The organism is Rhodococcus huquni (assembly GCF_055231055.1).
The window spans coordinates 1-11415 of sequence record NZ_JBUYWE010000020.1; the positions used below are offsets into that span (position 1 = coordinate 1).

Sequence of the window (11415 nt, forward strand, 5' to 3'; positions counted from 1 at the left end):
CACTCCGCCGATGAACTAGACCGGGTCGCCGCCGAACTCAACGGGCGACCCCGCAAAACCCTCCTGTGGAACACTCCAACCGAACAACTCAACGAACTACTTGTTGCAACGACTGCGTGAATCCACCCTCGCCGGCCACTCACCGCCTTCAGAGGGTGGTGACCAGTCCACCGTCGATCACGAAATCCGAACCTGTGATGTTCGCGGCCCGTTCGCTCGCGAGGAACACGACGAGATCCGCAACTTCGTCCGGTCGACTGAAGCGCCCCGTCACCGCCTGCTGAGCGACATTCTTCGTCACACTCGCAGCATCGCCGCCGGTGGCGCGTGCGACCCGGCTGGCGACTCCGTCGTCGGCGAGCCACAGATCCGTGGTGACGGGGCCGGGACTCACCGTGTTCACCCGAATTCCCAATGGCCCCAGCTCTTTCGAGAGCGCCTTCGAGAAGTTGCTGAGCGCCGCCTTGGACGCACAGTAATCGATGATGCTGGGATCCGGCAGGAAGCTGTTGACCGAACTCGTCGTCACGATGCTTCCCTTACCCGCAGCCTGCATTGCCGGTAGCGCGGCCCTGACGGTCCGGACCGCGGACATGAGGTTGAGATTCATCGTCGCAATCCAGTCTTCGTCGGACACCTCGAGAAAACCGGTCAGCCTCGAGTGCGCGGCACCGACGTTGTTCACGACGACACCCGGACCACCGCGCGCAGTGGCGGCCGCGACGAGATCCACGGGTCCTTTCGATGTCGCGAGATCGACACGCACCGCTTCGACCGATCCGTTGGACTCGAGTTCCTGCAGATCAGGGCTTGGAGACCGAGCGCCTGCGACCACGAACGCCCCCTCTGCGACGAGCGCCCGAGTGATGGCCAGGCCGATACCTCTACTCGCCCCGGTGACCACGGCGACGACGTCCTGCAGCGCGAGTTCCACGGGGCTCTCCTGACGAGCGATCACTCGAATAGCACTCCCCCTACGAATGACGCTAGACGCTCTGGTGGCGACCGCGCTACTGCGAGTAATCTTGATCGCGAAGAGCCGACAGACGGGTCGTTCACCGTTCGGCCGCGTCCCCTACACATGGATCCTGTTGACGTGTAGGCAATTTCGCCCTCACGCCCTTCCCGAACTGGGAGACCATGATGCGACATCTTCGACTTCGAACCGCCGCTGGCGCGTGCGCCATCGCCGTGGCCGGCGCGCTCACCGTGGGAATCGGTCCCGCCACCGCACAGGACAAACCCACAGTCGTTTTGGTTCACGGCGCATTCGCAGACAGCACCAGCTGGGACGCCGTCGCCGCAGATCTGCGGGCGCGAGGATACGAGGTTCTGACACCGGAGAATCCGCTACGCGGGCCCGCCTACGACTCCGCTGCGATCGAGAAGACACTGGCGGACGTATCGGGGCCTGTCGTGCTCGTCGGCCACTCGTACGGCGGGGCCGTCATCACCAATGTGCAGGCGGCAAACGTCGAATCACTCGTCTACGTGGCCGCATTCGCACCGGCGCAGAACGAGCCGGTCATGCTGAATCTCGATCCGATCAGATTTCCTGGTAGCCAGTTGCTTCCACCGGTACTTCAGGTGAAGACAGTCGAAAACGACCCCACGGGCATCGGGGGCACGAATCTCGACGCGTACATCGATCCGAGTCGTTTTCACGACGTATTCGCGCAGGATGTTTCGGATGCGACGGCGGCCGACATGATCGCGCACCAGAAGTCCGCGGCACTGGTCTCGAATCTGGAGCCAACTATCGACCCGTTGTGGGAATCGACGCCGAGTTGGGCCCTGGTCGCTCAGAACGACAGGGTGATTCCACCAGCCGCCGAACGATTCATGGCCACGCGAGCCGGCGCCCAGATCACGGAGGTACCCGCATCACATGCGGTTCTCGTGTCCCAGCCGGGCGCGGTCGCCGATCTCGTAGTAAGAGCGGCTGCGCCGCCTATGAGTGGGTAGCGAGTCCCTGGACTCGCTACCCACTCACAGGGGGATATCAGTATGCGGAGCTGACGTTGTCCATCGAGCCGTACCGGTGCGCTGCGTAGTTGCACGCAGCGACGATGTTGGCAACCGGATCGTAGATGTCGTCGGAGGTTCCCGAGAGCTTGTACGCCTGGAACGTCGGGTCGATGACCTGCAGCAGGCCCTTGGAGGGGATGCCTGCTGCGGCATTCGAGTCCCAATTGTTGATGGCGTTCGGGTTGCCGGTCGACTCACGCATGATGTTGCGGTGAATGCCGTCGTAGCTGGCGGGAACGCCGTGCGAATTGAGAATGTCGACAGCCTCGCTGATCCAGCCGTCAAGGTTGTCCTCGTACACCGGCGCAGCAGGGGCCGGAGCAGGCTCGGGCGCAACGGGAATCTCGGGGACGGGAAGTGGCGCGGGCGCTGCTTCGGGTGCAGGCGCCTGCTCGACTGCCTGGGCAACAGCGTCGCGAACCGACTGCTGATCGACGACTGCTGCCGCCTCGATCGCCGGGGGCGCTTCCTCACTGTGAGCCATGCCTGCAGAGGTCACAGTGGCGACAGCGGCGATTGCCAGGCCGGCTGCGCTGACGGCGAAGCCGGCGGGACGCGCCGCACCGGAGCGACGGTGATGGCGGTTGGCGGTTCGGGACAGATTGAAAACTGGCATGTCGAGATGGATTCCTAAGCAGTGTGGGCCGAGACGGCCGGACAACAGGCAGCATCGATCGACGGTTGCGTCGTCAGACGCTCACCGCTGTGCCGCGAGGCTGTTGTTCGATTGATTGTGAAAGAAGGGGACTTGGGTCCCCTGTCGCCGTGATGCGACCCGGGCGACTGCTCGTTCGGCAACCGCACTGTCAAGTTTCGCGCTGGCAATCGCAGGGGTACCGGCGCTACCATCCACCTAGGGACACGCCTACCGGTACTACGCTCCTGTTGGACGCGTGCGAACCGACGCTATGACACTGACTTCCACTGCTCCGCAGTGGACCCGGGCGCTGCACATGCGGGACTTCTCCGCATGGAGCAACAACTCCTCGTTCTGGTCAGACGTTCTGTCTGTTTGCGTTGACAGATAACAGATTGATCGCGAAAGGTTAACAGAAGGTTAACGACAGGCGTGCAACTCCACCGTCACCGCCTCTTCGAAGCGCGGCAGTGTGGTCAAAATTGCGCAGCGAACTGCGTAAATGTGGATTCACCCGGACGGTGACCGTCCTCACAGAATTTTTGTCAAGATACCGAGCGTTTTCGTGATCATTCCGCAATCCAAGGGCATTTTGGGGCTCGTCCCGAGGCGCTCAGTAGTACTGAACCTGAGTGGTCGCGGCCATCGATCGCAGCATCTGCGGAAGCCGGACGAAGGCCCGCTGCTCGAAGATCTGCTGATTCATCGGCTTGTTCAGCGCTGCCATCCAGACGTCCGGCTGATGGTCCTTCAAGAAGCGGTACTTCGGAAGCATCTGTTCGGTGATGTAGGTCCATCGAGCATCCCGGACCGACCAGTTGAAATCGGGCAGCGGGGTCTGGAAGTGCCACTGCGGATCGGCAGTCGCCTCTCCGGTGACGCTTCCGGCCGTGAGAGTGAGCGGACTCGCCTCGCGGGGCGGGACCACACCCGGAATGGCCGGATCTGCCGCGACCGTACTGAGGTAGGTCAGGGCCTGTCCCACCGGATAGTTGTATTCACGTGCCGCGTCCCACTGCGCACCGATCGCTTGATACTGCTCGCGATACAGCAGCTGCTTGTTGCCTTCGAAGACCTTGTCGGGGTCGCCGGTCGCGAGGTCCGTCCAGGCTCCGTAGGCGCGCGCGTCGAGCAGACCGGCCGCGTTGTACTCGTCGATGGCTTTCATGCCGCCGTCGATGAACGCCTCGTGCTGCGGAATCAGATCCATGTAGATGTGCTTGCTCATCGCGATCACTCGCACCTGAAAATTCGCGATGTCCTGCTCCGTGATGACCGCGCCGACGTCGAGCACCGCGCGGACGTCCTCGGGGAGATGAGCTGTGGCAGGCGCGGCGGCCTCGTTCAGACGACCCACGATCTCCGCGATCACGTCGCGCATCTCCCGCACGCCCAACACTACGCGGCCCAGGTCGACGTCCATGATCCCCGCCGCGAAGGATGGGCCGGCCATGCCGCCTTGGCCCGTCCAGAGAAAGTCCGGATGCTCACGCTGCAGGGTTTGGTAGTACGCGAAGGTGTTCGCCAGGTTCTGTTCGTTGGCAGCCAGACCCCTGTTCGGATCCCAATTGTTCAGGTCGAGACCGGCCTTTGCCGAAGCCACAGCGAGCCAGTACTGATGCAGCAGTGCTTTGTATCTCGTGGGCGCAATGCCCTGGGCACGGGCCTGGTTCAGCAGATCACCCAGGACGGCCGGGTCGGTGGAGAAGTCGGGGTTCACTCCCCCGTTGCCCTCCGCCATCACGTTCGACAGCGGTGCGTCGAGATAGTCGTCCAATGTGGTGCCCGCCGACGCCACCGCCGTCGGGACGAGAAACATCGAGACTGCGGCAAGGAGTGGAATCAGCTTGCGGATCATCGCGATGTCTCCTCGAATCGCTGCTCGAGCCACGGAACGTTCTGCATTCCGAGCAGTTCCGTACCCATCCGGTACGGATCCGCGAGATCCGTTATGCCGCAGGACTTGGCCGGCTCTTCGGTGACCTGGGTGCCGCCCGCGCGATAGGTCGCGATGAGCTTCTCCACGTCCGAGTACGGAACCAGAAAATCGTCGCGGCATGAAGCCATCAGAACAGGCGCATCGGGTGCGGACTGGCCCATCGTGTTCTCTTCGTAGGCCCGAGCGAACGCGGGATTGTCGGAGGGTCGACCATTCACGAACAACGCAGACAGCGGCACGAACGGCGTGAACAGGTAGTTCAACTGGCAGGTCTGGTTGTAGATGTCCGCCATGGTCCGGCCGAGCGGCGTGAGTTCTCGATCGAGGTCGATCTCGGGATACTTCGCCGCGAAGCCCAGCGCGTTCGCGAACACGAAACCGGCGCCGATTCCGCCGTCGGCCTTTTCCTCAAAGGTCCTCGAATCGATGACCATCGACTCGAGGACGGTTCCCACGATGTTCAGTTCGGGCGCGTAGTCGGCGGCCTTTTCGGCCGCGAAGCCCGATGCCACGCCGCCACCGGCGATGCCGAACAGCCCGATCGGGATATCACTGGCGAATTCCGCGTCAGGGATGGCGATGGCCGCTCGCAGCCCGTCGAGCGTCGCCGCCCCGGAGAACTGGCCGATGGAGAAGCCGTTGGGTGCCGGATCACCGTCGTTCGCGGTGTCGCTCATCATGACGGCCCAGCCCTTGCCGAACATCTGAGCCACCGGACCGAGTGCCGAGACCAGCGAAGGATCCGTCTGATTTCCGCCGGTCCACTGATAACTGGGCATGCAGTTCGGCCCGAGACTGTCGTTGGCCTCGGAGTATCCGACCAGTTTGCGGTCCTGCGGGAGGGTGCCGTCTTCGGGGATCATCAACAGGCCGGTACTCACTGTGCGAGAACCGTCGAAATCGGTTGTCACATACATCATCTGATAACCGCGCACGTGTCCCGGCTGGACACCCCATACCTGCACGGTGGCCGGCCGAAACTTGATCAACGTGCCGGCCGGGGCGTCGGTGGCGCCTGGGGGAACGTCGTAGAACGGGTCGTCGGTCGGCAGCATGGGAAGGAGATGCGCCGGATCCGCAAGCCGAGCGTCCTGGAACGTGCTGATGACGAACGGGTTGAACACGTCCCCTGGATCGACGGGTGCCGCCCCGGCCGAACCCGCCGTCGCACCAACGGCCAGTGCGGCTGATGCAACAACCGCCCCCACTCGCAATTTGAAATTCGACTTCACTGTTCGTCGTGCTTTCGTCATGGCGCCGGTGACCCCGACAGGCGCTGAACTGCCCGAATACTGATATGCCCATTTCAGACGAAAAGTACACCTCGGTTTTCGGGCCATGCGGCCGGCTACGGCCCTGCCACGACTCCGGTCCGGACCGAATCACGCCGAACGAGGGTGACGAGCGCTGCGGCGACGATGCCCTGCCCGACGATCAGGGAGAATGGGAGGAAGAGCAACTCCCAGCCCGTAGTCGCGTATCCGACAGCCCACACGATGACGGCTGCAATCCCCCCCCATGTGACGACCTGACCGGCAACGGCGATCACGAATGGGCCGTTTCGGCGATACTCACGCGCTCGCAGTCCGAACAGCCCGGCCAACGCACCGACCACGCTGACCGGGACAGCAACCAGGGTGGGGTACACGACGAACAACTGGAATCCGCCGTCGACATCCACCTGCCCTTGGACCGCCATACGCGGCGCGACGTACAGGCAAATCACCAGCGTGCACAGCACCGAGATCGCCGAACAGACCTTGAATACGCTCATCTCCACCCGTCTCGTCGTCACACATGTGTGCACTTGAAACCGCACACAACGGGCGGAGCGTTACACGAGCCGGAGCATCGCTAAAGTGTGAGCGCAGCCCCTATAGCCCAATTGGCAGAGGCAACGGACTTAAAATCCGTCCAGTGTCGGTTCGAGCCCGACTGGGGGCACCAGATCTCAGCTTCCGTGGACCACCAGCAGGGTCACAGTGCCATCGGTCCGGGCGCGGAGACCGTGCGGTACGCGTGCCTCGACCCGAATCGCGGTACCGGGCTGCAGCCGGACCGTGGTGGTCTCGACGGTGAAGTCGATTTCGCCCACCTGCCCGAGGACAACGATCGGATGCGCCGCCGTGTGTTCGGTCATCTCCTGGCCTGCCCGGAACGAAATCCGGACCAACGTCTCCGAATCACTCTTGTGAATTCGTTTGAGGGCCGGTTTGGAACCGGTGTCGCCGATATTCGGTGCGTCCAGGTCGGTCAGGTACGTGAACGTGGCTGCGGTTCCGTCAGGCTCCGGCATCTGGTTTCCTCGCAATCACTTCGATGGCCGCCATCTGGTCACGGTACTTGGTGATCACCGGGGGCGATCTTCGAACACGGTGAGTGCGTCCTGCGCCGTGAACAGCTGGATGACTATCGCCCCTGAAGACGACCCTCGGCACGCCGCTCGACGAACAGCGGAACGAAGTCGCGAATACGATTGCCCTCGAACTCGTGACGAGCGTCCTCGATGATCGCACCGATGGTCCCCAGGTCCACTTCCGGATGCTTCTGTGCGAGTCTCCCTACAAGGTGCTCGATTCTGTCTTCCTCACTGGCCAACATATAGGGATGATCCGCGCAGTTTCGTTCGTATGTCAACTAGCCATAATGTTGCTGCGACGCGGCGTCACAGCCGCCGAACCGAACACAACGACAGGCTCCCAGCACCCGAGAGCCGCCTACCGCGGCACCGCCGAGCTCCTACCCGCGAAGCGCCTGGAGTGGCAGCAACGCCCCCACCCGCGTGAAGCGCGAGCGCCGCCGCGGGGCACGCGGCTGCGAGTGCTCGGCCAGGTCCTGAACCAGGGAGTGGACAGTTTCTTCGGCATCAGCCTTGTTGTGTCCGATGCCGCCGGTGGCGCCGCGCTTTGCCCATCCCACGACGTACGTTCTCGCCAGTGGATTGCCGTCTGCGTCGGCTACTCGACCCGCCGTGTTGCGGACGGAGGAGGTCGCCTCATCGAACGGCAGTCCGAGCGACTGCGAACCCTGGTAGCCGATGGCAAGGAGTACCAATTCCGTTCGGATACTCCGCTTCTGGTCGCCGGCACCGACTTCGATCGATTCGACCCTGTCCGGGCCACTGATCGCTGCCGGTGCCTGACCGAAGCTGAACACGATGCGACGTTCGGAAGGAACGGTGTCGAGATCGACGGCGTCCAGGCCGCGCAACACCGAGGCCGGGGACGACTCCGGAAGGGCCATGATCTGCTCCGACATGTCGCCCGCGCCGGCTACGGCGACCTCGACACTGGTCCGATCGACAAGCGCCTTGCACTCGGACCTAGTGAAGGCCGCGTGCTCGGGACCTCGACGGGCCACGAGAACAACCTCCTTGACCGAACTACGACGCAATGCCTCGAGTGCGTGCGGCGCGATGTCGGTTCCTTCGAGATGCGCGGGGTCGGCGGTGAGAATTCGGGCCGCGTCCAGAGCGACATTGCCGTTGCCCACCAGGACAACCCGCTCGATGCCTTCGAAGTCGAAGGCATTCGACGGCACGTCGGGGTGACCGGTGTACCAGCCCACCAGCTTTCGAGCGCTCGTCGACCCGGGGAGGTCGATGCCCGGAATGTCGAGGCGCCGATCGCGCTCGGCGCCCACCGCGTAGACCACTGCATCGAAACGCGCGGCGAGTTCACGGTGATCGACGTCCGATCCGACCTCGACGCCCAGCTTCATCGTGACGCGCGGATTGGTGAACACGGTGCGGAAGTGCTCACCGATTCGGCGGGTCCCCGTGTGGTCGGGTGCGACGCCGAATCGGGCCAGGCCGCCTGCAGTCGGCAAGCGATCGTAGAACGTGATGCGAGTCCGCGGGAATCGCAGAAGGGCTTGTGCCGCATAGCACGCGGCCGGGCCGGTTCCAACGATCGCCACCTCGGCTGCCCCCAGCTCATTGACGGTCGGCAGCGGGAATCGTGGTGCGTCCCATTCGGATTCGACCGGCTTGCCAGCGAAGTAGTCGGCATTGATGTCCGCGAAGACGGCCTGATCGGGCGAAAGCCTGGACACCTGGGTGATCGCGTCCACGGGGCAAGCGTCGGCACACGCCCCGCAGTCGATGCAGCTGCGCGGATCGATGTACAGCGACTCCGTCTTACCGAAATCCGGCTCGTCCGGCGTCGGATGAATGCAGTTGACCGGGCATACCGACAGGCACGAGGCGTCGTTGCAACAGTTCTGGGTGATCGCGAAGGCCATGTCGGCTATCCCTCTACTCGTGATGTCATCGACAAGGCTCGCGTCAGAGCATGTGCAGACGGCGGTAGATGACCGCCGCAGGCTTGGTGATCATGCCGACGTCCTGCAGGAACGCCATCAGATGCTCACTGCTGGTACGCATCATCGTGTGGTGGTGAGCGTTGTTCTTCGCTTCACGCAGCGCACGCTCGGTGTCCAGACCTGCTGCCGCGTACACCTTCTTGTTGACCATGTTCGACACGATGAGGCGCGCAGCGATCGCCACGACCAGTGCGCTCAACTTGCGACGGGCCACACTCTTGCCGGCGATCCGCTCACGCATCTGCTGGCGCGCGAACGTCATGTGCCGGGACTCCTCGACCACGTGGATCTTGCTGGTGGTGCGCACGAGTGGCAGCACGTTCTCGCCGCGCATCCAGTCGCGCTGCATCACGTCGAGGACCTCTTCGGCGACGAGAATGCCGCCGTACGCGGTCTCGGCACCAGCAGTCGCCTTGAACGCACGGCCCAGTTCGATACTCGTCCGCCGCGGGAGGTAGGACTTGATGCCCATCTTGTCGCACGCTCGCGCGAACATGATCGAGTGTCGGCACTCGTCCGCGATCTCCGTCAGGGCGAACCGGAAGTCGGAGGACGAGACATCGGTGCAGTACTGATCACGCAACACCATCTGCTGCAGGATCATCTCGAACCAGATGCCGGTGCTCATGATCGAGGCAACCTCGTGGCGGGTGAGCGTGACCCGCTGCTCCGGTGTCATCTCGTCCCACAGGGCGGTCCCGTAGAGGGTGCTCCACTGCGGGTTGAGGCCGAAGTGATCAGGATCGAGTTCCGCTTCCCAATCCACCTCGTCAGAGGGGTCGTACGACAGCTGCGCTGCGGAATCGAGCAACCGAGCCGACACGTCCTCAGCGTCGGTAGTGCTGGAAGCAAATGTGCTGGTCATGAGTCACACGCCCCTTCAGGAACGACAAGGTGAACCTCTTACTGTGATTGACAGTACCAGGTACTGCTTTACACGGATAGTGGGTTTGTCGAACCATTTCGTGCGCTCGTTACTTCAGCTGGGAACCTTGCGTCCGCGTGAGAGGAACCATCCGGTCGCCACCCCGGCAACCAGGCCCCAGAATGGCGCAGCGAGGCCCGCGATCTGAATGCCCGAGATCGTGACGAGCAAGGTCACCAGCGGTCCGAGAGTCGCAGACGGCGCCGCCCCGGAGGGAGCCGAGAACGCAGCGACGAATGCGGAACGCAGCGATTCGAGCATTGCGACGCCCGCCAATGCGGCAACGAACGTCGCGGGAACGACCGCAAGCGAACGCACCAAGGTGGGCGCCAACGCACCGACCACGATCGCAAGGCCACCGCACACCATCCCGGCGATGTACTGGCGTTCCCGTCGTCCTTCCGCAACCAGAAGTGCATTGGTCGGCCCGGCGAGGCACGTCGAGATCGCTCCCATCGGCGCAGCGATCATCGACCACAAACCGCACAACATGGTGGTTGCGGTCATCGGCGGCCGGTGACCGGCAGCACGCAAGATGGCGGACCCCTGACCGTTCTGAACGACGATCACGGTCACGGCAAGCGGAATGACCAACTCTGCGCACGTGGAGAAGTTCCACGTGGGGGCCACCAACTCGGGAACGCCGAGCCAGGGCAGGTCCGCCGCGCTCCCCGATAGGGATTCGAAGCGATTCGTCAACGCCAGTGCCGCAATCCCGACGACCAGCGCCGCCAACACTGCAGGAACACGCGCCGCCAGGCGCGGATTGGCCGTCACCAGCAGCCACGTCACGACGATGGCTCCGGCCACCGCCACATCCGTCGACACCGCCTGCACCATCGAGGTGCCGAACGACAGAAAAGCGCCCGCGACCATCGCCATCACGACCGCATTCGGCAGAGTCTTCATGAGACGTGGCACCAGACCGGTCACCCCGAGCACGGTGATCAGCACGCCCGTCACGACGTACGCACCCACGACATCGGACCATTGCTGGTGCGGGAGCGACTGCCCGACGAGCACCGTCCCGGGGATCGTCCAGAAGAATGCCAACGGCATTCGATACACCCAACTCGTCACGAGCGTGAGAGCGCCGTTGAGGAGGAACACACCCATGATCCAGGACGCAGTCTGCTGGGCGGTGAGGCCACCCGCAGCGCTGGCGCCCATGATCACCGCGACAGGACCCGTCGCCGAGAAGAGCACCCCGGTTGCGCCGGAACCCAGATATGCCCACCCGAAATCTGATCGCAACTGTCGCACTGTAGGTGGCCGGGGCGAGCGCTTCTCGACTGTCGCCGTTTCGCGATTGGACATCCGCGCCATCTTTCGGCAGTGCAGCGGACATCGCACCGGACGTTTGCCTAGTCGCGACCCAGGGTTCCGCCCCCTCTCCCCCCTCCCCACCCCTGACCAATGTCACACCGGTTCGCGTCAGGCGGGGTCAACCGGTCGATGCACCACGGCTCCTGATCAGGTGTGGGTGATGTGCGATGACGGGATGTGCGTCGAAGCTGGACGAGGCGCGCGATAGTTTCTTCGCCATGGTCGATTCCGGTGTGT

11 protein-coding genes, 1 tRNA gene and 1 pseudogene are annotated in these 11415 nt (G+C 63.4%); 3 read left to right on the top strand and 10 right to left on the bottom strand.

Going from position 1 to position 11415, the window contains the following annotated elements; translation table 11 throughout:
- Positions 1-120, top strand: a pseudogene (locus ACZI8R_RS20905) (IS30 family transposase); the annotation flags it as partial.
- 28 nt (positions 121-148) lie between these two features.
- Here the strand turns inward: ACZI8R_RS20905 and ACZI8R_RS20910 are convergent.
- A complete protein-coding gene (locus ACZI8R_RS20910; RefSeq protein ID WP_463381564.1) occupies positions 149-934 on the bottom strand; it encodes an oxidoreductase in 786 nt (261 codons plus the stop codon).
- Positions 935-1143: 209 nt separating this feature from the next.
- Between ACZI8R_RS20910 and ACZI8R_RS20915 the strand changes: the two genes are divergently transcribed.
- Entirely contained in the window at positions 1144-1965 is an 822-nt protein-coding gene (locus tag ACZI8R_RS20915; protein ID WP_463381573.1) for an alpha/beta fold hydrolase, read from the top strand.
- A 37-nt stretch (positions 1966-2002) separates the two neighbouring features.
- On the opposite strand, the gene ACZI8R_RS20920 is transcribed toward ACZI8R_RS20915, so the two are convergent.
- From ACZI8R_RS20920 to ACZI8R_RS20935, 4 genes are all read right to left on the bottom strand, one after another.
- Positions 2003-2644 (bottom strand): transglycosylase SLT domain-containing protein, encoded by a 642-nt coding sequence (locus tag ACZI8R_RS20920; RefSeq protein WP_463381565.1) that lies wholly within the window; start codon positions 2642-2644, stop codon positions 2003-2005.
- Positions 2645-3278: 634 nt separating this feature from the next.
- Positions 3279-4523: a Tat pathway signal protein gene (locus ACZI8R_RS20925; RefSeq protein WP_463381566.1), complete on the bottom strand. Its 1245-nt coding sequence runs from the start codon at positions 4521-4523 to the stop codon at positions 3279-3281.
- Positions 4520-5836 (bottom strand): lipase family protein, encoded by a 1317-nt coding sequence (locus ACZI8R_RS20930; protein ID WP_463381567.1) that lies wholly within the window; start codon positions 5834-5836, stop codon positions 4520-4522. Before ACZI8R_RS20930 ends, ACZI8R_RS20925 begins: the two co-directional genes overlap by 4 nt.
- Before the next feature lie 116 nt (positions 5837-5952).
- Entirely contained in the window at positions 5953-6378 is a 426-nt protein-coding gene (locus ACZI8R_RS20935) for a hypothetical protein (RefSeq protein WP_463381568.1), read from the bottom strand.
- Between the two features lie 96 nt (positions 6379-6474).
- Between ACZI8R_RS20935 and ACZI8R_RS20940 the strand changes: the two genes are divergently transcribed.
- Positions 6475-6551: transfer RNA gene (locus tag ACZI8R_RS20940), tRNA-Leu, on the top strand.
- Positions 6552-6555: 4 nt separating this feature from the next.
- Here the strand turns inward: ACZI8R_RS20940 and ACZI8R_RS20945 are convergent.
- The 5 genes from ACZI8R_RS20945 to ACZI8R_RS20965 form a co-directional block, all read right to left on the bottom strand.
- Entirely contained in the window at positions 6556-6900 is a 345-nt protein-coding gene (locus ACZI8R_RS20945; RefSeq protein ID WP_463381569.1) for a cupin domain-containing protein, read from the bottom strand.
- Positions 6901-7013: 113 nt separating this feature from the next.
- On the bottom strand, positions 7014-7205 hold the full coding sequence (locus ACZI8R_RS20950) for a three-helix bundle dimerization domain-containing protein (RefSeq protein WP_463381570.1): 192 nt from the start codon (positions 7203-7205) through the stop codon (positions 7014-7016).
- A gap of 138 nt (positions 7206-7343) precedes the next feature.
- Entirely contained in the window at positions 7344-8846 is a 1503-nt protein-coding gene (locus ACZI8R_RS20955; RefSeq protein ID WP_463381571.1) for an FAD-dependent oxidoreductase, read from the bottom strand.
- 43 nt (positions 8847-8889) lie between these two features.
- A complete protein-coding gene (locus ACZI8R_RS20960; protein ID WP_463381572.1) occupies positions 8890-9792 on the bottom strand; it encodes an AurF N-oxygenase family protein in 903 nt (300 codons plus the stop codon).
- 114 nt (positions 9793-9906) lie between these two features.
- Positions 9907-11115 carry a benzoate/H(+) symporter BenE family transporter gene (locus ACZI8R_RS20965; protein ID WP_463381574.1) on the bottom strand — a complete coding sequence of 403 codons (1209 nt, stop codon included), beginning with the start codon at positions 11113-11115 and terminating at the stop codon, positions 9907-9909.
- Between the last annotated feature and the right edge of the window lie 300 nt (positions 11116-11415).